At 71.9% G+C, this 23,392-nt stretch carries 18 protein-coding genes; 13 read left to right on the forward strand and 5 right to left on the reverse strand.

What is annotated here, in order from left to right:
- Positions 1–19 precede the first annotated feature (19 nt).
- The gene (locus ACIRP7_RS14405) at positions 20–787 is read right to left on the reverse strand and encodes a DeoR/GlpR family DNA-binding transcription regulator (protein WP_403658041.1); all 768 of its coding nucleotides are present in this window, start codon (positions 785–787) and stop codon (positions 20–22) included.
- Between the two features lie 305 nt (positions 788–1,092).
- Positions 1,093–1,902 carry an NAD-dependent epimerase/dehydratase family protein gene (locus ACIRP7_RS14410; protein ID WP_403658044.1) on the reverse strand — a complete coding sequence of 270 codons (810 nt, stop codon included), beginning with the start codon at positions 1,900–1,902 and terminating at the stop codon, positions 1,093–1,095.
- Between the two features lie 185 nt (positions 1,903–2,087).
- Here ACIRP7_RS14410 and ACIRP7_RS14415 point away from each other — a divergent pair, with 185 nt between their 5' ends.
- Both ACIRP7_RS14415 and ACIRP7_RS14420 read left to right on the forward strand, forming a co-directional pair.
- Positions 2,088–3,035, forward strand: coding sequence for a 5-dehydro-4-deoxyglucarate dehydratase (locus ACIRP7_RS14415; protein WP_403658046.1), 948 nt, complete (start codon positions 2,088–2,090; stop codon positions 3,033–3,035).
- Entirely contained in the window at positions 3,032–4,192 is a 1,161-nt protein-coding gene (locus ACIRP7_RS14420; RefSeq protein ID WP_403658048.1) for a hypothetical protein, read from the forward strand. Before ACIRP7_RS14415 ends, ACIRP7_RS14420 begins: the two co-directional genes overlap by 4 nt.
- Here ACIRP7_RS14420 and ACIRP7_RS14425 read toward each other — a convergent pair.
- From ACIRP7_RS14425 to ACIRP7_RS14435, 3 genes are all read right to left on the reverse strand, one after another.
- Positions 4,129–5,412, reverse strand: coding sequence for an MFS transporter (locus ACIRP7_RS14425; protein WP_403658050.1), 1,284 nt, complete (start codon positions 5,410–5,412; stop codon positions 4,129–4,131). The genes ACIRP7_RS14420 and ACIRP7_RS14425 overlap by 64 nt on opposite strands.
- Before the next feature lie 67 nt (positions 5,413–5,479).
- The gene (locus ACIRP7_RS14430) at positions 5,480–9,205 is read right to left on the reverse strand and encodes a helix-turn-helix domain-containing protein (protein ID WP_403658052.1); all 3,726 of its coding nucleotides are present in this window, start codon (positions 9,203–9,205) and stop codon (positions 5,480–5,482) included.
- A gap of 161 nt (positions 9,206–9,366) precedes the next feature.
- Positions 9,367–10,638, reverse strand: a complete 1,272-nt coding sequence (locus tag ACIRP7_RS14435; RefSeq protein ID WP_403658055.1) for a hypothetical protein — start codon at positions 10,636–10,638, stop codon at positions 9,367–9,369.
- Between the two features lie 327 nt (positions 10,639–10,965).
- Here ACIRP7_RS14435 and ACIRP7_RS14440 point away from each other — a divergent pair, with 327 nt between their 5' ends.
- From ACIRP7_RS14440 to ACIRP7_RS14490, 11 genes are all read left to right on the forward strand, one after another.
- Positions 10,966–11,550: a TIGR03086 family metal-binding protein gene (locus tag ACIRP7_RS14440; protein WP_403658058.1), complete on the forward strand. Its 585-nt coding sequence runs from the start codon at positions 10,966–10,968 to the stop codon at positions 11,548–11,550.
- A 180-nt stretch (positions 11,551–11,730) separates the two neighbouring features.
- Positions 11,731–12,486, forward strand: a complete 756-nt coding sequence (locus tag ACIRP7_RS14445; RefSeq protein ID WP_403658061.1) for an MBL fold metallo-hydrolase — start codon at positions 11,731–11,733, stop codon at positions 12,484–12,486.
- A 161-nt stretch (positions 12,487–12,647) separates the two neighbouring features.
- Positions 12,648–13,304, forward strand: a complete 657-nt coding sequence (locus ACIRP7_RS14450; RefSeq protein ID WP_403658064.1) for a GntR family transcriptional regulator — start codon at positions 12,648–12,650, stop codon at positions 13,302–13,304.
- Complete coding sequence (locus ACIRP7_RS14455) at positions 13,301–14,212, forward strand: dihydrodipicolinate synthase family protein (RefSeq protein ID WP_403658067.1); 912 nt, start codon at positions 13,301–13,303, stop codon at positions 14,210–14,212. The genes ACIRP7_RS14450 and ACIRP7_RS14455 overlap by 4 nt, the downstream gene beginning before the upstream one ends.
- Positions 14,209–15,945 (forward strand): L-arabinonate dehydratase, encoded by a 1,737-nt coding sequence (gene araD / locus ACIRP7_RS14460; RefSeq protein WP_403658070.1) that lies wholly within the window; start codon positions 14,209–14,211, stop codon positions 15,943–15,945. Before ACIRP7_RS14455 ends, araD begins: the two co-directional genes overlap by 4 nt.
- A 129-nt stretch (positions 15,946–16,074) precedes the next feature.
- A complete protein-coding gene (locus ACIRP7_RS14465) occupies positions 16,075–17,010 on the forward strand; it encodes a sugar ABC transporter permease (protein ID WP_352390506.1) in 936 nt (311 codons plus the stop codon).
- Positions 17,007–17,903: a carbohydrate ABC transporter permease gene (locus ACIRP7_RS14470; protein ID WP_403658074.1), complete on the forward strand. Its 897-nt coding sequence runs from the start codon at positions 17,007–17,009 to the stop codon at positions 17,901–17,903. Before ACIRP7_RS14465 ends, ACIRP7_RS14470 begins: the two co-directional genes overlap by 4 nt.
- Before the next feature lie 648 nt (positions 17,904–18,551).
- Complete coding sequence (locus ACIRP7_RS14475) at positions 18,552–19,835, forward strand: polysaccharide lyase family 1 protein (RefSeq protein ID WP_403658077.1); 1,284 nt, start codon at positions 18,552–18,554, stop codon at positions 19,833–19,835.
- On the forward strand, positions 19,832–20,986 hold the full coding sequence (locus ACIRP7_RS14480) for a Gfo/Idh/MocA family protein (protein WP_403658080.1): 1,155 nt from the start codon (positions 19,832–19,834) through the stop codon (positions 20,984–20,986). The genes ACIRP7_RS14475 and ACIRP7_RS14480 overlap by 4 nt, the downstream gene beginning before the upstream one ends.
- Positions 20,983–21,828 carry a PmoA family protein gene (locus tag ACIRP7_RS14485; RefSeq protein WP_403658083.1) on the forward strand — a complete coding sequence of 282 codons (846 nt, stop codon included), beginning with the start codon at positions 20,983–20,985 and terminating at the stop codon, positions 21,826–21,828. The genes ACIRP7_RS14480 and ACIRP7_RS14485 overlap by 4 nt, the downstream gene beginning before the upstream one ends.
- On the forward strand, positions 21,825–23,387 hold the full coding sequence (locus tag ACIRP7_RS14490) for a family 43 glycosylhydrolase (protein WP_403658086.1): 1,563 nt from the start codon (positions 21,825–21,827) through the stop codon (positions 23,385–23,387). The genes ACIRP7_RS14485 and ACIRP7_RS14490 overlap by 4 nt, the downstream gene beginning before the upstream one ends.
- Positions 23,388–23,392: the final 5 nt, after the last annotated feature.

The following is a 23,392-nucleotide window of genomic DNA, read 5'->3' on the forward strand; positions in this document are numbered from 1 at the left end:
GAACAAGCCGATTGGAGAGTCAGACCCGGATGACCTGTGGTCCCAGCAGTGAGTAGCGGTGGGCCTCGGAAGAGGGCAGCAGCGTGCTCGTCACGATCGTTTCCAGCGCGCCGATCTCCGCGAACCGGCAGAAGCTGACCGCGCCGAACTTGGTGTGCACGCCGGCGAACACCGTGCGGCGCGCGGCCCGGATCGCCTGCGCCTTGACCTCGCTGACCGCGGGGTCGGGGGTGGTGAGGCCGTGTTCACGGGAGATGCCGTTGGCGCCGATGAACGCCAGGTCGAGGACGAAGCCGGCCAGCATCTTGGTCGTCCAGTGGTCGACGGTCGCCAGGGTGCCGGGGCGGACCCGGCCGCCGAGCAGCAGGACGGAGGTGTTCTCGGCCTCGGCGAGGGCCCCGGCGACCGGAAGGGACGCGGTGACCACGGTCAGCGGCCGGTCCCGGGGCAGGGCCTCGGCGATGAGCTGCGGGGTGAAGCCCTCGTCGACGAAGACCGTCTCGGCGTCCCCGAGCAACTCGGCCGCGGCGGCCGCGACCCGGCGCTTCTCGGGCACATGGCTGGTGGCCCGGAAGGCGAGCGTGGTCTCGAACCCGGCGCTCTCCACGGGGTAGGCGCCGCCGTGCGTACGGCGGACCAGGCCGTGGTCCTCCAGGGCGCGGAGGTCCCGGCGCACGGTCTCCTTGGCCACGCCGAGTTGGGTGGCGAGGGTGTTGACGTCGACGGAGCCGGTGGTGCGGGCGGTCCGTACGATGTGCCGCTGGCGGTCTTCCGCGCTGTTGGTCATGGGCTCACCCGCCTTGCTGCTGCGCTGTCTGCCCGTTCGGGCTCTGGGGGAAGTTCTACAGCGGGTGGGGTGTGGTGACCAGGTCTGTTGCGGGGGTGATAGTGACCGCGTGTGCCCGTTCGGGCGGGGCGGGCCCACAAGCTCGGGTGGTGCGCTTGTGTGGGGCTGCGGGCGTGTTGTGGCTGGTCGCGCAGTTCCCCGCGCCCCTGAGTGTGCGATTCGCGCGACCATCAGCGGCTGTTCCCCGTGCCCGGATATGGCTGCGGGCGGGCCCGTTCGGTGCCCGCCCGTCCGTCTCGTGGGTGTCAGTACGGCCAGATCGGCGGGTCCGTCACGAACTGGCCGCCCAGGTAGGCGTGGCCCTCGTTGCCGTCCTGGAGTTCGCCCTGTTCGGCGATGAGCTTCTCGGCGTAGGGCTCGGAGTCGTCCTGCGGGTCGTAGCCGAGGGACCGCGCGGTGGTCAGGTCCCACCACAGGCGGGTGTTGGCGGAGGAGCCGTAGACCACGGTGTGGCCGACGTCCTCGGCGGTCAGGGCCGCGTGGAGGAGACGGGCGCCGTCGGCCGGGCTCATCCACACCGAGAGCATGCGCACGCTGGTGGGCTCGGCGAAGCAGGAGCCGATGCGCACGGAGACGGTCTCCAGGCCGTGCTTGTCCCAGTAGAACTGCGCGAGGTCCTCGCCGAAGGACTTGGACAGGCCGTAGAAGGTGTCGGGGCGGCGCGGGGTGTCGATCGGGATCAGCGGGTCGTCGCCCCGCGGGCGCGGGGTGTAGCCGACGGCGTGGTTGGAGGAGGCGAAGACGATCCGTCCGACGCCTTCCGCGTGCGCGGCCTCGTACAGGTTGTAGGTGCCCTCGATGTTCGCCTTGAGGATCTTCTCGAAGGGGGCTTCCAGGGAGATGCCCGCGAGGTGGATGATCGCGTCGACACCGCGTACGGCCTCGCGGACGGCCTCCTTGTCGGCGAGGTCGGCGACGATCGCGTCCGGCTCGCCCTCGACGGGTCGCAGATCGAGCAGGCGCAGGTCGTAGCCGTAGGCCGGGAGCAGATCCCGCATCAGGGTGCCGAGCCCGCCGGCGGCACCGGTGAGCAGAACGGTACGGGGAGCGGGCATCCTCGGGTCTCCTTGGGGCGACGGCCGTATGAGTGCACGGTATTCACATTCGTGGACAAGCTAAGGATCATTGCCCTGCCTCGTCAAGGGTGGCGCTACCCATGTTCATAAATATAAACTCCGATCAGAATCCCGCACGCCCCTTCCGTTCTGTCCGCCCGTTCCACTTGTTCTAGGGAGAGCCTGTGACGTCTGCCGACCTCGTCCATCGACTCGGCATCCCCAGCGGGCCGCTGTTCTTCCCGGTCACGGCGTACGGCGCCGACGGCTCGGTCGACCTCGACATCTACCGCGCGCATGTGCGCGAGGGCGTGACGGCGGGGGCCGCGGCCGTGTTCGCCTGTTGCGGCACCGGGGAGTTCCACGCGCTCACGCCCGAGGAGTTCGAGGCGTGCGTCCGGGCGGCCGTCGAGGAGACGGCGGGCCGGGTGCCGGTGATCGCGGGCGCCGGATACGGCACCGCGCTCGCCGTACGGTACGCACGGCTCGCCGAGGCGGCCGGCGCCGACGGACTGCTCGCCCTGCCGCCCTACCTCGTCGTGGCCGGGCAGGAGGGGCTGCTGCGGCACTACCGCGAGGTGGCCGCCGCGACCGCGCTCCCGGTGATCGTCTACCAGCGCGACAACGCCGTCTTCACCCCGGAGACCGTGGTCGAACTGGCACGCAGCGAGGGGATCATCGGCCTCAAGGACGGCCTCGGCGACCTGGACCTCATGCAGCGGATCGTCAGCGCCGTACGCACCGAGGTCCCCGGCGACTTCCTCTACTTCAACGGACTGCCGACCGCCGAGCAGACCCAGCTCGCCTACCAGGCCATCGGCGTCCCCCTGTACTCGTCCGCCGTGTTCTGCTTCGCCCCCGAGATCGCCCTCGCCTTCCACCGCGCGCTCATCGACGGCGACCGGGCCACCGCCGACCGTCTGCTCGACGGCTTCTACCGTCCCTTCGTCGAACTGCGCGCGCGGGGCCGCGGGTACGCGGTCTCCCTGGTGAAAGCCGGGGTCCGGATGCGCGGGCTCGACGTGGGGGAGGTCCGCCCGCCGCTGCACGAGCCGGGCGAGGACCATGTGAAGCAGCTCGCGCAGATCACCGAACGCGGGTACGCGCTGCTGGAGGAGGAGAAGGAGAAGTGAAGGCCGCTACGTTCGTCTACCCCTGGGACGTCAACGGGGATCCGCAGGCCGCGGACCGCATCGCCGCGCTCGGTGTACGGCAGGCGACCCTCGCCTCCGCCTACCACTCCACGCGCGCGTTGACCCCCCGCCACCCCCGCCACCGCATCGTCACCGCCGAGCACGCGGCCGTGCTCTACCCCGTGGACGACCGCTGGACGGGCCGCGAACTGCGCCCCTACGCGGCCGGCGACTGGGCCCCCGGTGACGCCTTCGGCGAGGCGGCGCGGGCCCTGACGGACGCGGGGCTCGAGGTGCACACCTGGGTCGTCCTCGCGCACAACTCCCGCCTGGGCGCGGAACACCCGGACACCTCCGTCGTCAACGCCTACGGCGACCGCTACCCCTGGGCCCCGTGCATCGCGCAGCCCGCCACGCGCGCGTACCTCGTCGACCTCGCCGTCGAGGCGGCACTGCGCCCGGGCGCGGCCGGCACCGAACTGGAGTCCCTCGGCTGGTACGGACTCCAGCACCTGCACGCCCACGACAAGACCGGCGGGGTGCCCCTCGGCGACGCCGGCATGTACCTCATGGCGCTCTGCTTCTGCGGCACCTGCCGCGAGGGGTACGGCGAACAAGGCGTCGACGCCGACGAGTTGGCGGCCGCCGTACGCACCGCCCTGGAGCCGCTGTGGCGGGGCGCGCCGGACGACGAGGGCTGGGCCGGCGTCGAGAAGCTGCTCGGGTCCGGGACGGCGGCGGCCACCCGCGCGTGGCGCGACGAAACCGCCCGCACCCTTCAGGAGTCGGCGGTCCGGGCGGTCCGCGCGGCCGCACCCGAGGGCTTCCAGATCCTGCTGCACGCCGACCCCGTGACGTACCACGTCGGCGCCAACCCGGGCGTCGACCCCGGGCACATCCTGTCCGTCGCGGACGGCGTCGTCGTGCCCTGCGCGGGCGGACCGGACCTGCTCACGCCTTTCGCGCGGGCCCGCGAGGACGCGGTGATCGCCGCCAACTTCACCGTCGTCTCCCAGATGGGCGGCAGCCCGGGCACGCTCGCCGCGGACGCCATCCGGGCGCGGGAACTCGGGGCCACCGAAATCCGGCTCTATCACGCCGGGTTGGCGTCGGACGGCGACCTGGACGCGATCCGTGGGGCGCTGGCCGGCCTCTGAAAAAGCGGTACGGCCGTGGCGAGCCACACGACGCCCAGAACGGCCGACAGGGGCCGCTGGTCGACCAGTTCGACCAGCGCGGCGCCCGCGGCGAGGCCGAGCACGTTCGGCGTGAACACCACGGTGTTGGCCGTCGCGACCGCCCGGCCCAGCAGTTCGTCCGGCGTCTGTCGCTGCACGGCGGTGAGCGCGGTGATCAGCACGCAGGGGAGGCCCATCCCGCTCGCCGCGCTGCACGCGAGGGCGAGCGGGTCGCAGGGGACCGCCCGCAACCCGGCGGCGACGGCCGTCAACGCGATGCCGTAGGCGGCGAACCGGCGCTCGCCCAGGCGGCGCAGGGCGGGCCCGGACAGCAGCCCCACCGCCACGGAACCGGCGCCCTGGACGGCGTACAGCGCACCGGCGTAGGCGGGGGAGTGGCCGAGGCCGTCGGTCACGGCATACATCAGCGCCCCGTTGAGCCCGGCGAAGAGCATGGTGGTGCCGCCGGCCAGGATCAGGGGGCGCAGTGTGGGGTGGGCCCATATGTGGCGGACGCCCTCGGAGGCGGGGGTGAGTCGGGGTGACCTCCGTCGGCCGTCGACGGCCGACCGCGGCTCGCTCTCGCGGACGCGCAGCCGGGCGTACAGCACCGCGGCGAGCACGAAGGTGATCGCGTCGAGAAGGGCCACGCCCGGGCCGCCGTGGAGCGCGTAGAGGCCCGCGCCCGCGAGGGGTGCCACCAGCTTCATGCCCTCCGTGACCGCCGTGCGCAGACCGTTGAAGTCGCCGAGCAGCGACGGGGCGACGGCGCCCGCGACCAGGGCCGACTCCGCCGCGTCATGGACGACGCCTGCCGCGCCGTACAGGAAGAGGACCGCGAGGAGGAGCGGGACGCGGTCCTGGGAGTCGACGGTGAACAGCAGCGGCAGGAGGGTCGCCGGGAGCAGGTTCGCGCCGATCAGCAGGGGCTTGCGGGGGACACGGTCGGCGAGCGCGCCCAGCAGCGGGCCCGCCACGGTCGGCGCCCACATCGCGAGCATGCACAGCGCGGCCAGTCCGTCCGAGCCGGTGAGGTCCTTGACCCAGACGCCTGACACCAGCCACAGCGCCGAGGTGCCGAAGCCGGAGACCACGACCGCGGCGAGGAAGAACCCCGCGTCGCGGTCGCGCACGACGCGCAGCACGGGCCATGTCTTGGGCGTCTTGGGTGTTCTGGGTGTCCTGCGTGTTCTCGTCATGCCTGGACATCGTGGATCTGAGGCCCCGGTGCGGGCATCGGGCAGATGCCCCGGATGTCCTCGCGGATCAGCCTCCCGGGCACACGTCCCGGTAAGGGGCGTCCTGGATGTAGGTGTGCCACTGGGCCGGGGACAGCGTCGTGGCCGTGCCCGCGCAGATCGCGGCGGCCGCGTGGGAGGAGGTGACGGAGTAGCGCTGGAGGGGGGCGTGCGGGCTGGTGGCGTAGAGCGTGCCGCCTCGGGGGGCGAAGGCGAGGGAGACGATGCCCTCGCCGGGGGTGGTCAGGCCGTCGCCGAGGGGCTCCTGGCCGGCGGTGTCCCAGAGTTGGAGGGTGCCGGAGTCACCGGCGACGGCGAGGGTGCCGCCGTCGGGGCTGAAGGCCAGGGCGCTGACGGCTTCCGGGGCGCCGTCCGGGAGGGGCGCCGGGAAGGTGCTGGGCAGGACGCCGAGCCGGTGGCCGAGGCCGCCGTCCCACAGGGCGACCCGCCCCGACGCATCGCCTACGGCCACGCGCGAGCCGTCCGCGCTGAAGGCGACCGCCTCGATCTCCTGCCCCAGACCCAGCGTCCTTGCCCCGGCCGGACCGGAGGGCAGCCGGGCGAACCGGTCCCCGCCGACCAGGAGGTGGCCGTCCGGGCGCAGGCCCAGCGCGGTGGGGTTCACCTCACCCAGTACCGCGGTCCGGCGTCGGGTCGCGGTGTCCCACACCTCGCCGATCTGCCCCTCGGCGGTGTCACGGACGGCCACCAGCGTCCGCCCGCCGGGGCCGAGGGCGAGGCTCTCCACCGCCGCCTCGGGTCCCGAGGGCGCCAGGTCCAGCGTGGACCGCACACGGCCGGAGGCGGTGTCCCAGAGGGTCAGGGACTGCGCCGAGGCGGCCCGGCCCGGAGCCGAGACGCCGTACGCGAAGGACGTGCCCTCCGGGCCGAAGGCCATGACCGGCACGGTGTCCGCCGCCGCCACCGGACCGCCGCCGTCGGCGGCCAGGGGAAGGTGCGCGGTGGGCAGTGTCCGCAGCAGGCGGCCGTTGCCCAGGTCCAGCAGCCGGAACTCATAGCCCGCGCCGGACACTTCGGCGGTGGCGAGGGTACGGCCGTCCGGGCTCAGCACCGCGTCGTAGAGCGGGCCGGGCCGCCACCGGGAGGTGACGGCCGCGCCCAGGTCGAGGGAGTGCACCGTGCCCCCTTCGAGGTACCGCAGCACGGGCTCCTCGCGGTCCCAGGCGATCCGGTCGGTCGGCCGCTGCCCGCTGAGCGCATGGCGGAAGACGGGCGAACCGGGCGCGGACAGCCGCCAGACCGTGAGCTCGGCGGGACCGACGGTGGCCAGGAAGCCTCCGTCCTCGCTGAAGACGGTGGATTCGGCGCCCGGGAAGGCGATGTCGGCGATCCGCCGCCCCGAGGCGATGTCCCACACCCGCACGCCGGTGCGGAGGACCTCCGCGAGCCGGTGGCCGCCGCGGTCGAACTCCAGCCGTGAGTTGTCGTCGGCGCAGCCGCCGCTGCTCGTCCAGCCGCCCGCGAGGTCACGGCGTCCGACCGTGTCCCGGACCCGGACCGTCCCGCCGACGGGGCACACCGCGACCAGACGGCCGTCCTCGGTGGTGGCCACGCTGGTCTCGGAGGCCACCGGCGCCTGGACCAGCAGCCGGCCGTCCGGGACGGCGCGCAGCTCGGACCGCGGTCGATCGGGGTCGCTCACCAGGTAGCTTCGCGGGTCGGCCTCGAAGGTGACGATGTCCGCGTCCGGCACGGCTCCGGCGGCCGTGGCCCAGCGCCCCGAGGACAGATCCCACAGCCGCACGCCCCAGTCACCGTCCAGCGCGAGGAGCGTGCCGTCCCGGCCGGCCGCCTCGGCCCACGTGGTGCCCGCCGGGAGCCGCCCGGACGCGATCGCACGGTGGGTGACAGTGCTCCAAGTGCGCCAGGTACGGCCACGGACGCTCAGCAGGACCCGGCCGGAGCCGACGAGGAAGCGCACGGCCGTGCCGCCCTCCCCGGGATCGGTGAAGGCGTCCTGCTCGGACTGGGCCAGGGAGCCCAGCAGCGCCGCGCGGGTCTCCGGCAGGGCCGCGATCCGCCAGGCGGCCAGACTCAGCAGCTTGGCGGTCCGCGGATCAGTGGTCGCCATGGTGGCGGCCACCTCGGCGACCCGGCGGGCCGCCGCGACCTGGCTGTCGCGCACCTCGGTGCGGTGCTGCTGCCAGGCGACCAGGCCGATGACCAGCGCGACGGCGAGCAGCGCGGAGAGCGTGCCGATCAGGCGCCGGGTCCGGCGGCGGGCCTGCGCGGCGGCGTGCCGCTCGGCCTCGCGGGTGTCGAGGGCGGCGGTGAGGAAGGCCCGCTCGGTCGCGGTCAGTTCCCGCTCGTCCGGCGTGACGAACAGCTCGGCGGCCCGCTCCAGTCGCACGCCCCGGTACAGGGCTCCCTGGTCGTGGCCCAGCTCCGTCCAGGCGAGCGCGGCCTCCCTCAGCCTGCGGTGCTCCGACAGCCGGGCGCGGTCCTCGTTGATCCAGCCGCTCAGCCGCGGCCAGCAGCTGATGAGCGCCTCGTGGGCCAGTTCCACGGTGTCGCCGTCGAGGGTCAGCAGCCGGGCGGCGGCCAGCCGCTCCACGACCGGCGGGAGTTCGGGGTCGGACCACTCGTCCAGTTCCGCGCGGCCGGCTGAACGGCGGGTGTCCGCCGTGCCCTCGCCCGGGGCGATCAGCCGCAGCAGCAGCCGGCGCGCGGTGACCTCCTGGGCGGGCGTCAGCGTGCCGTACGCCTCTTCCGCGGTGGCCGCGATCGCGCCGTGGACACCGCCCGCCGCCTCGTACGCGGCGAGGGTGAGGATGCGCCCCCGCCGCCGGCGCCAGGTCTCCAGCAGGGCGTGCGAGAGCATGGGCAGCGCGCCGGGCTGGTCGACGACCTCCTCGACGAGACGCGAGGTCAGCTCGCGTTCGACCACGAGGCCGGCCGCGCCGGCCGGACCGGTGACGGCCGCACGCAGCTCCGCCGGGCTCATCGGCCCCAGCAGCAGGCCGCAGTGGCGCAGCGCGTCGGCGAGGCCCGGGTGCTCGGCGCACTGCCCGTAGAAGTCGGCGCGCATCGCGATCATCGTGCGCAGCCGGGAGTCCGGGTCCCTGGCCGTGAGCAGCAGGTCGATGAAGCGGGTGCGCTCGGCCCGGTCCCGGCAGAGGGTGAAGACCTCCTCGAACTGGTCGACGATCAGCCAGCTGTCCGGCTCGCCGTCCCCGGGCGCCAGCAGCCGGCCGTACGTGGCCGCCGGCCGCTCGCCAGGAGTGACGATCCGCAGGGCCGCCGGGCGCCCCAGGCCCTGCGCGGCCTCCTGGGCGGCCGGGATCAGCCCGGCGCGCAGCAGCGAGGACTTACCGCTGCCGGAGGCCCCCAACATCGCGGCGAAACGATGCTCCCGCACCAGGCCCAGCAAGTCGGCCACCGGGCGGTCGCGGCCGAAGAACAGCTCACGGTCGCCGGGCTCGAAACGCGCCAGCCCCCGGTACGGCGACGTCGTGTCGTCCTCGCGGGAACGGGCCGCCGTGTCCTCGGCGGCCTCCTCGGCGGCGGTCTTCCAGCGCAGTTCCCACACGTCCGGATCGGCGTCGCAGGCCTGCGCGTAGGCCCGTACGACCGCCGTCGAGGGGAGCCGCTCGCCGGCCGCGGCCCTCGACAGCGTGGTCACCGAGACGCCGGTGCGCCGGGACATCTCCCGGTACGCGGGGTTGCCGGCCTCCTGGCGCAGCTGACGCAGGTCATGCGCGAGCCGCTGGACCGGACCGGCGTCAGGATCCACCGGGCGCTCGGGACGGCCCAATCGAAACTCCCCAGAAAGCAACAAAACCTGTGTTGCCCCGAACTATGGCGGAGTGACCGGTACCCGAACAATGCCCGGGCCGGTGACGTCGGTCACCGGCCCGGGCCCCGTCTCTCAGCGCGCTCGGCGCCGGGATCCGGTCACGCGTGCTCGTAGTAGGACAGGTGGCTCTTCCAGTTGCTGACGGTGTCCGGGATGTAGGTGCCGCCGGGCGGGGTCACGATGAACTGGTCGTCGAAGTTCTCGGGGTTCGCCCGGACGTTCAGTCCGTCACAACTGCCCATCATGCGCGACTGGGCGTTCTCCACCTCGCCCATGCACTGGCCGGTGTCCGCCATCAGTTCGTCGCCGTCGACGAACCACCACTGGGTGTGGTCGTTGTAGTTGCAGGTCTTGAGGACCGCGTAGCCGCCGGTGTAGCCGAGGCACTGGTTGCCCTGGCCGATCAGGTAGCCCACCGCGCCGTCCTTGTTGGTGTGCGGCGTCTCGGCGACGTCCCAGTTGTAGTACGGGTGGTTCCAGTTGCCCGAGAACAGGTCGTCGTGCACGTCGGCGCCGGAGGCGTTGTGGGGGATGCGGAACTGCAGGCCGTCGGCGATCGGGTCGCCGCGCTTCTCGGCGATGACCGGCTCGACGGACCCGCCGCCGGTGTACGCGGCGGGGAAGGCCCAGGTGGTGGCGTGGGTCAGGATGTAGTCCGCGGCGTTCTGGATGCTGCCGACCATGGCGGGTCCGGCGCTGCCGATGCGGTTGCCCACCGTCTTGAGGAGGTTGCCGAGCTCCTTGAACGTGGCCCTGACGCCCTGGCCGACGTACTTCTCGTCCAGCTTGTCGAGGCCGGAGAAGGCCAGCATGGAGACCGTGGCGTCGAAGAAGGCGCCGCCGACGCTCTTCCAGTTGAGGTAGCCGTCGGTCAGGTACTGGAAGGCCAGAGCGCCCACGAAGCCGCCGGTGAACGAGGCGATCCGCACGCCCCACTTGCAGCCGGCCGGACCGGTGAGCGAGCAGATCAACGTGGAGGCGAGGATCGTGACCACCGCGTCCACGGCGATCTCGACCGCCCGTGCGGTCAGATAGGACCAGCCGGCCGTCGTCGCCTTGTGCAGCTTGCTCGCGCAGTCGGCGGTGGCCTGCTTCTCCTTGGTGGCGACGATCTTCGCCTGCGGTGCCCCGAGCGGTTTCGCCGGTGGGGCGGTCAGCGGGTAGGAGGCGGCCCGCGCGAGGACCGGACCGGTAGTCACCGAACGGTCCGGTCTTCCGTACGCCGCCTCGATGGCGTTGACCGAGTCGTCACAGATCCGCGAGACCGAGATCTTGGGGGCCGCGGCCCTGAGGGCCGGTGCCCGCGCGTCGAGGACCGTGGCGGCCACGGCGGCGACCAGTACGGCGATGAGCAGTGTCCGTATCGGCACCCGTGTGAATGGGCGCCCACTGAACCAGGTCAGCACTGATGAGCTCCTTGGTCGGGATGAGTCGGATCAACGGCCGCGGCGGTGCGGGTGTCGCCGGCACGCCTGGACCCCGGCAGGGGCCCGGAACAACTCGATCCTCACGTCGCCGAGGTTGTTGCCCAAGCCCCTCGCCGGGCCGGAAACAACTCCCTGACCTGCGCGGACACACTTGTCCCGGCGGCACCGATGAGTTTTCGGGACGCGGGCGGTCCACCCTGCACGGCCCCGGGTACCGCGCCCGGGAGTCGTGCCCGGGAACAGCGCCCCGGGCACCGTGAGGAGTGACGCATGACCGGCACGACCATCGACTTCGAGCCCCAGAGCGGGATCATCGCCCGGCTGGCGGACGCCGTGACCGACGAGCGGCTCGCGGACCCGACCCCGTGTCCCGACTTCGCGGTGCGCAATCTGCTGGGCCACCTGCTCGGCCTCGCCGCGGCCTTCCGTGACGCCGCCCGCAAGGACCTCGGCGTCACGACCGACACCCCGCCGACCGACTCCGTCCCGGACATCGGCCCCGGCTGGCGCCAGGAGCTCCCCAAGGTCCTCGACGAACTCGCCGAGGCCTGGCGCGACCCGGCCGCCTGGACCGGCATGACCCGAGCAGGCGGCGTGGACCTGCCCGCCGAGGTCGCCGCCGCCGTCGCGATCGACGAGCTGGTCGTCCACGGCTGGGACCTGGCCCGCGCCACCGGCCAGGCCTACGAACCGGACCCCGCCGCGCTCCGGGCCTGCTACGACTTCCTCCTCGCCTCTGCGGAGGATCCGAGCCGGGACGCCATCTTCGGCCCGATCGTCCCTGTGGCACAGGACGCGCCGCTGCTGGACCGGGCGATCGGGCTCAGTGGGCGGAACCCGGGCTGGACGCCGTAACGGGAACCGGGTCTCGTGGACGCCGTCGCGGGGGCCCCGGTCGGCGTCCCCTTCTCGCTGCCTTCGACACGGGCCTTCTCCGACGCGCCGCGCCCGGCTGCCGTAGACACCGGTACGACCCTGCCGTAGAGGTACGGAAACGGGCGGCGGGCGGCAGGCCCGGACCGTACGCTCCCCACCATGCCGCCGCTGAGCCTCACCGTCCTCGGTACCGCCTCCCCGCACCCGGGGCCGGGCCGCCCCTGCTCCGGCTATCTGCTGCGCGGCGGGGGCACCGAGGTGTGGGTGGACGCCGGGCCCGGCACCTTCGCGGAGTTGCAGCGGCACACGGACCCCTCCCGGCTGACGGCGATCTGGATCTCCCACCTCCACGCCGACCACAGCGCCGATCTGCTCGCCGCCGTCTACGCCTTCGCGTACGGCGGACTCACTCCGCCCGCCCCGATCCCGGTGTACGCGCCACCCGGCTGCGCCCACCGCCTCGCCGGGTTCTTCGGACGGTCCGACGTGCGCTTCCTCGACGGCATTCTCACCTTCCACCCCCTGTACGACGGCCGCGAGGTCCGGCACTGGAACCTCCGGCTCGCCTCCCGGGCCGTCGTCCACGACACCGAGGCGTACGGTCTGCGCGCCGAGTGCGCGGGACGGGTCCTCGCGTACTCGGGGGACAGCGGGCCCTGCGCCGCCCTCGTCGAGCTCGCCGCGGAATCGGACCTGTTCCTGTGCGAGGCGGACATCGACCGTCATCGCGAAGGCGAACAGGTCCATCTCACCCCCGAGGACGCCGGTGACATCGCCCGCAAGGCCGGGGCGCGCGAGCTGATCGTCACCCACGTCGGACCCACGCTCACCAGGGAAGAGGCGACCACGCGCGCCGCCGTCGCCTTCGCGGGGCGCACCAGCACGGCCTTCGAGGGCGCCACCCGGCTCGTCTGACCCGCGTCCGCACCGCAACTTCAGCTTCTTTTGCCAGAAGCATTGACGAAACATCGCGGTCCTCCCTACCTTCAACGCGTCGTACTTCGTACGTCATATATGAGACGCGATATGCGAGATCAGATACGCAAGATCCGATACGCGAGATCCGAGAGGCGCGCATGACCTCTGTGCCCACGCCGATCCCCTCCCGCACGCAGTACGTGCTGGAGGAGATCAAACGCCGCATCCTCACCGGGCGCCTGACGCCTGGTCAGGCCCTGGTCGAGACCGAACTCGCCGCACAGTTCGGGGTGTCCAAGACCCCGGTGCGCGAGGCGCTCAAGACCCTGGCCGGGACCGGGCTCGTCGTGATGAGCCAGTACAAAGGCGTCACGGTGCGCATGGTGGACGCGGACATGGCGCGCGAGGTCTACGACGTCCGGCTGCTCCTCGAACCCGAGGCACTCAAGCGGGCCGTACGGCGCGGGGCCTCCCTCGACGCCGCACGAGACGCGCTGACCCGGGCCGACGACGCCACCGACACCGCCGAACGCTCCCTCGCCAACCGGGAGTTCCACCGCGCCCTCTACCTGCCCTGCGGCAACCCGCTGCTCGGCCGGATGCTCGACGAGGTCCGCGACCAGGCCGCCCTGGTCTCCGCCGTCGCCTGGGCCGCCTCGCCGTCCTGGGACCGGGAGGCCGACGAGCACCGGGAGATCCTGCGGCTCGCCCTGGACGGCGACGCGGACGGCGCGGCCCGCGCCCTGCACGCCCACATCGCGTCCTTCGTGGAACGAGCGTTCCCCGGAGTGCTGGACCAGGAAGGTCAGGAATGAGCAGCGAGACGTTCGAGACCCAGCGGGCGGCCCTGGCCGACGTGGTGGCGATCCCGGTGACCCCGTTCGCCGAGGACGGCACCGTCGACCAGGACACCCACCGGGCCCTGCTGCGTCGGCTGCTCGACGGAGGGATCACCACCCTCACCCCCAACGGCAACACCGGCGAGTTCTACGCCCTCAGCCCCGAAGAGCGCCGCCTGGTCACCGAGTGGACCCTCGACGAGGGCGGGGACCGGGCCGACATCCTCGTCGGCGTCGGACACGACGTCCCCACCGCCGTCGCCTCCGCACGCCACGCCCGCGAACTCGGCGCGAGCATGATCATGGTCCACCAGCCCGTACACCCCTACGTCTCGCAGGGCGGCTGGATCGACTACCACCGCGCGATCGCCTCGGCCGTCCCGGAACTCGGGGTCGTCCCGTACATCCGCAACGCCCAGCTCGGCGGCGACCGTCTCGCCGAACTCGCCGACGCCTGCCCGAACGTGATCGGCGTGAAGTACGCCGTCCCGGACGCGGCCAGGTTCGCCGCCTTCGCACGGGACGCGGGACTCGAACGCTACGTGTGGATCGCCGGGCTCGCCGAGCCCTACGCGCCCTCCTACTTCTCGGCGGGCGCCACCGGCTTCACCTCCGGGCTCGTGAACGTCGCCCCCGCCGTCTCGCTGAACATGATCGAAGCGCTGCGGTCCGGTGACTTCCCGGCCGCCATGAAGATCTGGGAGCAGATCCGCCGCTTCGAGGAACTCCGCGCGGCGAACGGCTCCGCCAACAACGTCACCGTCGTCAAGGAGGCCCTCGCCTCCCTCGGCCTGTGCCGCCGCGACGTGCGCCCGCCGAGCCGCGAGCTGCCCGAGGCCGAGCGCTCCGAGGTCGCCGCGATAGCCGCCGGGTGGTCGATATGACGGACAGAGAGCGCCTGCGGCCGGAGGAACTGCGCAGCCACCAGTGGTACGGCGCCGAGGGCCAGTTGCGCACCTGGTCGCACAACGCCCGGATGCGCCAGCTCGGTTACGAGGCGGAGGAGTACCAGGGCCGCCCGGTGATCGCCGTCCTCAACACCTGGTCCGACATCAACCCCTGCCACGTGCACCTGCGCGAGCGCGCCGAGGCGGTCAAGCGGGGGGTGTGGCAGGCCGGCGGCTTCCCGCTCGAATTCCCGGTCGCCACCCTCTCGGAGACCTACCAGAAGCCCACCCCGATGCTCTACCGCAACCTGCTCGCGATGGAGACCGAGGAACTGCTGCGGTCGTACCCGATCGACGCGGCGGTGCTGCTCGGCGGCTGCGACAAGTCGACGCCCGCACTGCTCATGGGCGCGGCCTCGGCCGATGTCGCCTCCCTCTTCGTGCCCGCCGGGCCGATGCTGCCGGGGCACTGGCGGGGCGAGACCCTCGGGTCCGGCACCGACATGTGGAAGTACTGGGACGAGCACCGCGCCGGCAACCTGACCGACTGCGAACTGCGGGAACTGCAGGGCGGGTTGGCCCGCTCCCCGGGCCACTGCATGACCATGGGGACCGCGTCCACGATGACCGCGGCGGCGGAGACCCTCGGCATGACCCTGCCGGGTGCCTCCTCCATCCCGGCCGTCGACTCCGCGCACGAGCGGATGGCCGCCGCCTCCGGGCGCCGCGCGGTGGAGCTCGCCTGGACCGGGCTGAGGCCGTCCGAGATCCTCACCCGCGAGGCCTTCGAGGACGCCGTCACCACGGTGCTCGGACTCGGCGGCTCCACCAACGCGGTCATCCACCTGATCGCGATGGCGGGCCGCTCCCAGGTCACGCTCACCCTGGACGACTTCGACCGCATCGCGCGTACCGTTCCGGTGCTGGCGAACGTCCGGCCCGGCGGACAGACGTACCTGATGGAGGACTTCCACTTCGCCGGCGGTCTGCCCGCCTTCCTCTCCCGGATCACCGACCTGCTCCACCTGGACCGGCCGACCGTCAACGGCACCCTGGGCGAGCAGATCGCGGGGGCCGTCGTCCACAACGACGACGTCATCCGCACCCGCGAGAACCCGGTCGCGGGCGAGGGTGGGGTCGCCGTCCTGCGCGGCAACCTCTGCCCGGACGGCGCCGTCATCAAGCACATCTCCGCCGAGCCGCACCTGCTCAAGCACACCGGGCCCGCGGTCGTCTTCGACGACTACAAGTCCATGCAACGCACCATCAACGACCCGGCGTTGAACATCACCGCCGACAGCGTGGTGGTGCTGCGCAACGCCGGGCCCAAGGGCGGCCCGGGCATGCCCGAGTACGGCATGCTCCCCATCCCCGACCACCTGCTCAAGCAGGGCGTGCGGGACATGGTCCGGATCTCCGACGCCCGGATGAGCGGGACGAGTTACGGCGCCTGCGTGCTGCACGTGGCGCCCGAGTCGTACGTCGGCGGACCGCTCGCCCTCGTGCGCACGGGGGACAGCATCACCCTCGACGTCGAGGCGCGCTTGCTGCAACTCAACGTGGACGACGAGGAGTTGGAGCGCAGGAGGGCGGAGTGGACGCCGCCGCCCGCGCGTGACGAGCGCGGCTACGGCGCGCTCTACAACGAACAGATCACCCAGGCCGACACCGGCTGCGACTTCGAGTTCCTCGCCCGCCCGGGCAAGGTCGCCGACCCGTACGCGAGCTGAACCACGACCCGCTGGGGCGGGCGGCACCATCGCACAGCACGACCTGGCACATCCATGTGCAGAGAGAAAGCGCTTCCCGCACGACGAACGCACGTCGCACGTCCGACGTACTGAGAACGGAGAACAGTCATGGCCCAAGCCGCAGCCGTGGCGAAACCGCCCGCGCCACCCCGGCGACGCCGTGGCTCCGCCACACCGCGCAAGCTGCCCTACCTGCTGATCGCGCCCGCGGCCCTGCTGATGCTGGGCTTCATCGCCTACCCGGTCATCAGCGTCTTCTACTACAGCCTGCAGAACTACAACCCCACCAAGCCGTGGCGGAACGGCTACGCGGGCTTCGACAACTTCGTCCAGATCTTCACCAAGGACCCGCAGTTCTGGGACACGCTGACGTTCAGCGCCAAGTGGGTCTTCGTCGAGGTCGGACTCCAGCTGCTGTTCGGCCTGGCGCTCGCGCTGATCGTCAACCAGAGCTTCGTGGGCCGGGGGCTGGGGCGCGCGATGGTCTTCTCACCGTGGGCCGTCTCCGGTGTGCTGACCTCCGCGATCTGGGTGCTGCTCTACAACTCCCAGACGGGCATCACCCGTTACCTCGCCGACATGGGCATCGGCTCCTACGGCACCAGCTGGTTGTCGGACACCTCCACCGTCTTCTCGGCGGCGGTCGTCGCCGACCTGTGGCGCGGTGTCCCCTTCTTCGCGATCCTCATCCTCGCCGACCTCCAGTCCGTCTCGAAGGACCTGTACGAGGCCGCCGAGGTCGACGGGGCCAGCCGCTTCAAGCAGTTCTGGCACATCACGCTGCCGCACCTGAAGGACGCGATCATCCTGTCCACGCTGCTGCGCGCGGTGTGGGAGTTCAACAACGTCGACCTGCTCTACACGTTGACCGGCGGCGGCCCGGCGGGCGAGACCACCACCCTCCCGCTGTACATCGCCAACACCTCCGTCGACGCCCACAACTTCGGCTACGCGTCCGCCCTGACCACGGTCGCGTTCGTGATCCTGCTCTTCTGCTCGATGGTGTACCTGCGGCTGAGCAAGTTCGGAGGCGGTTCCAAGTGATCACCAAGGAGGCCACGGAGGTCGCACCCGCTCCCGTGCGCGAGGCACCCGAGCCGCCCCGCTCGGTGAAGCACCGCCGCACCTGGGACGAGGTCCCGCGCTGGCACGTCTACCTGCCGCTGTCGATCTACCTCGTCTTCACGATCATCCCCTTCTACTGGATCCTGCTGTTCGCGCTGCGTCCGGCCGGCTCGACCTCGCTCGTGCCCTGGCCGATCACCTTCGACCACTTCGAGAAGGTGTGGACGGAGCGGGCGTTCGGCACGTACTTCGAGAACAGCGTGTACGTCGGCCTCGCCACGCTGGTGATGACGACCCTGGTGGCCCTGGCAGGCGGCTACGCGCTCGCCCGCTTCGACTTCAAGGTCAAGAACGCGTTCATGCTGGCGCTGCTGTGCTCGCAGTTCGTGCCGGGTGCGCTGCTCCTGGTGCCGCTGTTCGAGATCTTCGCCGAGCTGAAGATGATCAACTCGCTGAGCAGTGTCATCATCGCCGAGACGGTCTTCCAGCTGCCGCTGTCGATGATCCTGATCAGCAACTTCATCAAGAACGTGCCGTACTCCCTGGAGGAGGCGGCCTGGGTGGACGGCTGTAACCGGTTCACCGCGTTCCGGATCGTCGTCCTCCCTCTCCTGCGACCCGGTCTGATCGCCGTCGGTTCCTTCGCCTTCGTGCACTCCTGGAACCACTTCCTGTTCGCCCTGATGTTCCTCAACAACCAGGACAAGCAGACGATCCCGGTCGGCCTCAACACCCTGATGAGCGCGGACAGCGTCGACCTGGGTGCACTGGCCGCCGGCGGCATCATCGCCGCCGTCCCCGTGGTGATCGTGTTCGCCTTCATCCAGAAGTGGCTGATCACGGGCTTCAGCGCGGGGGCGGTGAAGGGATGAGCCTCCGTCGGATCGCGCTGGGGGGCATGGTGCTGGGCCTGGTCGGCGTAGCCGTCCGCTCCGAGGGCCGCACCGTCGGCCGAAGGCTCCTCGGAGTGGGTGCCGCCGGGCTGTCCGAGACGGCGGGTACGGCGGTCGGTCGCGGTGATTCCGGTGTGGCCGTGGGCGTGCGGCAACGGTCGGTCTGCGGTTCTGGCAGGGGGGTGAGGGTATGAGGTCGGGCTACATCGGGCTTGCCGCAGGTGTGGTGGGGCTGTGCCTTCCCTCTCGCGCGGCGGGTGTGGCGGTCGGTCGCGGTCGGGTCGCAGGTGTCCGGGATCAGTGGGCCTTCGGCTTTGGCAGGGGGGTCAGAGCGAGGTCGCGTCAAGTCGGGCCAGCTGCAGGTGTGGTGGGACTCTGCCTGCCCGCTCGCGCGGCGGATGGGGCCGTCGGTCGCGGTCGGGCCGGGGTGTCTGTGTGCCGGGCCGCCGGTGCGCGGGTGGATCTCGGATCCGGTGGTGGAGTGAGGGCGAGGCCGCGTCGGGTCGAGCGCTTCGCAGGCGCGATGGCGCTCGGCCTCCCCGTCCGCGCCGAGGCCTCCGAGACGGCGGGTGTGGCCGTGGGTGTGCGGCAACCGTCGGTCTGCGGTTCTGGCAGGGGGGTGAGGACATGAGGTTCCGTCACGTCGTTCTCGCCGCAGGCATGGTGGGGCTGTTCTGTCTCCCCGCTCACGCCGAGGCCCGGGACATCAGCCGGGACACCCTGCCCGCGAACGACGGTTGGGCCTCGGAGGGAGAAGGCACCACCGGAGGCTCCGCCGCCGACGCGGATCACGTCTACACCGTCACCGACCGGGCCGGACTGGTCCGCGCCCTCGACGGCGGCAGCGACACGCCGAAGATCATCAGGATCGCCGGGAGCGTCGACGCCAACACCGACGACGACGGCGACCACCTGGACTGCGCCGACTACGCCACCGACGGCTACTCGCTGAAGAAGTACCTCGCCGCCTACGACCCCCGCACCTGGGGCTCCGCCAAGCCCAGCGGCCCGCAGGAGGAGGCCCGCCAGGCGTCCGCGAGGAAGCAGGCCGAGCGGGTCGAGCTGCTCGTCGGCTCCAACACCACGATCGTCGGGCTCAAGGGAGCGGTCCTGAAGGGCGGCAGCCTCCAGGTCAGGAACGCCACCAACGTCATCATCCGCAACCTCGACCTCCGCGACGCCTACGACTGCTTCCCCGTCTGGCAGCCCAACACCGGCGGCCTCGGCGACTGGAAGACGGCGTACGACAACATCTGGCTGGCCGGCGCCACCCATGTGTGGGTCGACCACGTGACCCTGAGCGACAAGGGCCACCCCGACTCCGCCGAGCCCACCTACTTCGCCCGCAACTACCTGCGCCACGACGGCCTGCTGGACATCACGAACGGCTCCGACCTGGTCACCGTCTCCTGGAGCCGGTTCGCCGACCACGACAAGGCGATGCTCATCGGCAACAGCGACTCGGCCACCGGCGACCGCGGCACACTCCGGGTCACCCTGCACCACAACGAGTTCGACTCCGTCGTACAGCGCGCGCCCCGCGTCCGCTTCGGACAGGTGCACGTCTACAACAACCGGTACCTCGCGGACGGCGACGACTACCGGTACTCCCTCGGCGTCTCCACCGAGTCCGCGATCTACGCCGAGAACAACGCCTTCCACACCCCCGGCCACATCGAGGCCGCAGACCTGGTCAAGAGCTGGAACGGCAGCGCCCTGCACCAGAGCGGCACCCTCTTCAACGGCTATCCGGTGGACCTGCTCGCGATCCACAACGCCTACAACTCCGGCAGCGAGCGTGATCTCACGGCGGACGTCGGCTGGACGCCTACCCTGCACACAAAGATCGACAGCGCCGAGGCGGCCGACCGACAGGTGGCGCACGGCGCGGGCGCGGGGAGGATCCCATGAGCACCGTAGACATCGTCCTGGCGGGCGCGCGCGGCCACGGCCGCTGGCACCTGGAGAACATCCGCAGGCTGCAGGACAAGGGGATCGTACGACTGGCGGGGATCTGCGAGCTGACCCCGCTGACCGGCGACGAGATCCCCGACGGGCTGGGCACGCCCGAGCAGTCCGGTGACTTCGGCGCGCTCCTCGACTCGACCGGCGCCCGGATCGCGGTGATCTGCACCCCGATCCCGACCCACACGGACCTGGCGCTCGTGGCGGCCCGGCGGGGCGTGCACATCCTGCTGGAGAAGCCCCCCGCCCCGTCGTACGCCGAGTTCCGCCGCATGGCCGACGGGGTCGCCGCGGCCGGGGTCGCCTGCCAGATCGGCTTCCAGTCGCTGGGCTCGCACGCCGTGCCCGCGATCCGCGAGCTGGTCGGAGAGGGCGCGATCGGCGAGGTGACCGGGATCGGCGGAGCCGGTGCCTGGGCACGCGCCGAGGCGTACTACCGGCGCGCGCCCTGGGCGGGCAAGCGGCGGATGAACGGCGTCGACGTGATCGACGGCGTGCTGACCAACCCCCTCGCGCACGCCGTCGCCACCGCGCTCGCCCTGAACGGCACCACCCGCGCCGAGGACGTCACCCGTATCGAGACCGAGCTGCTGCGCGCCAACGACATCGAGTCCGACGACACCTCCTGCGTCCGCGTCACCACCGCGAACGGCCTCAGGGTCACCGTCGCCGCCACCCTGTGTGCCGAGGACCCCGACGAGCCGTACGTCGTCGTGCACGGCGACCGCGGCCGGATCACCTACTGGTACAAGCAGGACCGCGTGCTGCTCCAGCGGGCCGGCCACGGCCCCGAGGAGTACGAGTACGGCCGCACCGACCTGCTGGAGAACCTGGTCGACCATGTCACCGACGGCGACGACCTGTTGGTCGTCCCGGAGGTGACGGGCGCCTTCATGAAGGTCGTCGAGGCGATCCGGACGGCCCCGGACCCGACCCCGCTCCCGGCCACGGCCTGGCACCTGCTGCCCGGCGAGGACCGCCGCGTCGTCCCCGGCATCGACGGACTCGTCGCGGCCGCCGCCGACAACCTCGCCCTCTACTCGGAGCTGGGCGCCGACTGGGCCCGGCCACATGTCGCGAACGAGGTGAGCACATGACGACCCCCGATTCCCCGGTCCTGCGTGTCGCGGGCCGCCCGGTCGGCCGCTACGTCACCCGGCCCGAGCTGCCCGCCCGGCTCTCCCCGCGCCCCTATCTGCACCCCGTCACCACCCTGGCCGGCACGGCGGTCACCGAACTCAGCCCGACCGACCACATCCACCACCTCGGCGTCGGTGTCGCCGTTCCCGACGTCGAGGGGCACAACTTCTGGGGCGGACGCACCTACGTCCGCGACCAGGGCCCGACCGAGCTCGACAACCACGGTGCCCAGCGCCACACCTCCTTCCAGCTCCGGGACCCCGACGGCTTCGTGGAGGAGCTGCGCTGGATCGCCTCGGGCGCCGAGCTGCTGCGCGAGCGCCGTACGGTCGCGGCCACCGAACTGACCGGCTCCGCCTGGGCGTTGGACTTCACCTTCTCTCTCACCAACGTCACCCGGGACGCGCTGTCGATCGGCAGCCCGGCCACCAACGGCCGCCCGGGAGCGGCCTACGGCGGCTTCTTCTGGCGGGCCCGGAAGGAAGAGGCGGCGCCGGACGTCTTCACCGTCGACCGTGAGGGCGAGGACGTGATCCACGGCACCCGCGCCGACTGGGTGGCCCTCACCGGCGCCACCTGGACGCTCGTCTTCGCCGGGGCCACCGAACAGACCCGCCGCGACCCCTGGTTCGTGCGCGCCGGTGAATACCCGGGCGTGGGCTCCTCGTTGGCCTCCGACGCGAGGCTGCCGATCCCGACCGGCGAGACCGTCGTACGACGGATCGTCACGGTCGTGGCCGACGGACGCCTGCCCCGGCTCGAAGCGGCGGCCCTGGTACGGAAGGCGGTCAGCCAGTGACCCACCCGACCCCGGCCCTTCCGTCGACGTACACCAACCCGGTCCTGAACGCCGACTGGTCCGACCCCGACGTCATCCGCGTCGGCGACGACTTCTACCTCACCGCCTCCAGCTTCGGACGCGTCCCCGGCCTCCCGCTGCTGCACTCCCGCGACCTCGTCAACTGGACCCTGATCGGCCACGCCCTCGAGCGCCTGGAACCCGCCGGGGAGTTCACCAAGCCCCGGCACGACTGCGGGGTCTGGGCGCCGTCCCTCCGTTACCACGACGAACGGTTCTGGATCTTCTGGGGCGACCCCGACCAGGGCATCTTCCAGGTCAACGCGCCCGGGATCAGGGGTCCTTGGACCCGTCCGCACCTCGTCAAGTCGGGCAAGGGCCTGATCGACCCGTGCCCCCTGTGGGACGAGGAGGCCGGCGAGGCCTACCTCGTGCACGCCTGGGCCAAGTCCCGCTCCGGCGTCAAGAACCGCCTCACCGGCCACCGGATGGACCTCGACGGCCGTGAACTCCTCGACGAGGGCAAGGTGATCGTCGACGGCGACCGGATCCCCGGCTGGTTCACCCTCGAAGGCCCCAAGCTCTACCGGCACGACGGCTGGTTCTGGATCCTCGCCCCCGCCGGTGGAGTGGAGACCGGCTGGCAGGGCGCCTTCCGCTCGCGCGGCTTCTTCGGGCCGTACGAGGAGAGGGTCGTCCTGGAACAGAAGGACACCGACGTCAACGGGCCGCACCAGGGCGGCTGGGTGCGGACCCCGTCCGGCCAGGACTGGTTCCTGCACTTCCAGCACAGGGGCGCCTACGGCAGGGTCGTCCACCTCCAGCCGATGCGCTGGGACGATGGGGGCACCTCCCGCTCGAGCGAAGCCGAGAGTGGGGGAGGCTGGCCGGTGCTCGGTGACGAGGGCGCCCCCGTCGCCTTACACGAACGGCCCGATCTGCCGCCGCAGCCGGACGCTGCGCCCGCCACCGACGACGACTTCCCCGGCGGACGCTTCGGCCGCCAGTGGCAGTGGACCGCCAACCCACAGCCCGGCTGGGCCACCCACCACTCCGGTGACGGGCTGCGGCTCGCCTGCGTCCGCTCGGCCGACGCGCACGACCTGCGCAAACTGCCGAACGTCCTCACCCAGCGGCTGCCCGGCACCCCGTCGGCGGTCGAGGTGGAACTGCGCCTGCACAGCGAGGAACCCGGCGCACGGGCCGGTCTCGCCGTCCTCGGGGACGCCTTCAGCTGGATCGGACTCCAGCGGGGGGCCGACGGGGGTGTCCATCTCGTGCACCGGTTCGCCGAGGGCGTCGCCGAGCAGGAGCGGGACGCCGACCATCCGCGCCTCGCCCTCGCCGAACACGTGCGACTGCGGATCGAGATCGGCGCCGGGGCCCGCTGCAGGTTCTTCTACGACCTCGGCGACGGCCCGCGTCCCAGCGGACCCGTCTTCGCGGCCACCCCCTGGCGCTGGGTCGGAGCCCTGCTCGGACTGTTCGCCCTCGCGCCCGTAGGAGGAGGACACGCCGGCGCGGCAACCTTCTCGCACTTCAGGATCGACCACCTGTAACGCAC

Origin of the sequence: Streptomyces sp. NPDC102270, from assembly GCF_044766405.1 — a bacterium.
Classification (GTDB): domain Bacteria; phylum Actinomycetota; class Actinomycetes; order Streptomycetales; family Streptomycetaceae; genus Streptomyces.

What these genes read in the sequence shown, in the direction of transcription:
- ACIRP7_RS14405 (WP_403658041.1), bottom strand. Translation starts at nt 787, where the DNA reads ATGACCAACAGCGCGGAAGACCGCCAGCGGCACATCGTACGGACCGCC.
- ACIRP7_RS14410 (WP_403658044.1), bottom strand. Translation starts at nt 1,902, where the DNA reads ATGCCCGCTCCCCGTACCGTTCTGCTCACCGGTGCCGCCGGCGGGCTC.
- ACIRP7_RS14425 (WP_403658050.1), bottom strand. Translation starts at nt 5,412, where the DNA reads ATGACGAGAACACGCAGGACACCCAGAACACCCAAGACGCCCAAGACA.
- ACIRP7_RS14440 (WP_403658058.1), top strand. Translation starts at nt 10,966, where the DNA reads ATGACCGGCACGACCATCGACTTCGAGCCCCAGAGCGGGATCATCGCC.
- ACIRP7_RS14445 (WP_403658061.1), top strand. Translation starts at nt 11,731, where the DNA reads ATGCCGCCGCTGAGCCTCACCGTCCTCGGTACCGCCTCCCCGCACCCG.
- ACIRP7_RS14450 (WP_403658064.1), top strand. Translation starts at nt 12,648, where the DNA reads ATGACCTCTGTGCCCACGCCGATCCCCTCCCGCACGCAGTACGTGCTG.
- ACIRP7_RS14455 (WP_403658067.1), top strand. Translation starts at nt 13,301, where the DNA reads ATGAGCAGCGAGACGTTCGAGACCCAGCGGGCGGCCCTGGCCGACGTG.
- araD (WP_403658070.1), top strand. Translation starts at nt 14,209, where the DNA reads ATGACGGACAGAGAGCGCCTGCGGCCGGAGGAACTGCGCAGCCACCAG.
- ACIRP7_RS14465 (WP_352390506.1), top strand. Translation starts at nt 16,075, where the DNA reads ATGGCCCAAGCCGCAGCCGTGGCGAAACCGCCCGCGCCACCCCGGCGA.
- ACIRP7_RS14475 (WP_403658077.1), top strand. Translation starts at nt 18,552, where the DNA reads ATGAGGTTCCGTCACGTCGTTCTCGCCGCAGGCATGGTGGGGCTGTTC.
- ACIRP7_RS14480 (WP_403658080.1), top strand. Translation starts at nt 19,832, where the DNA reads ATGAGCACCGTAGACATCGTCCTGGCGGGCGCGCGCGGCCACGGCCGC.
- ACIRP7_RS14485 (WP_403658083.1), top strand. Translation starts at nt 20,983, where the DNA reads ATGACGACCCCCGATTCCCCGGTCCTGCGTGTCGCGGGCCGCCCGGTC.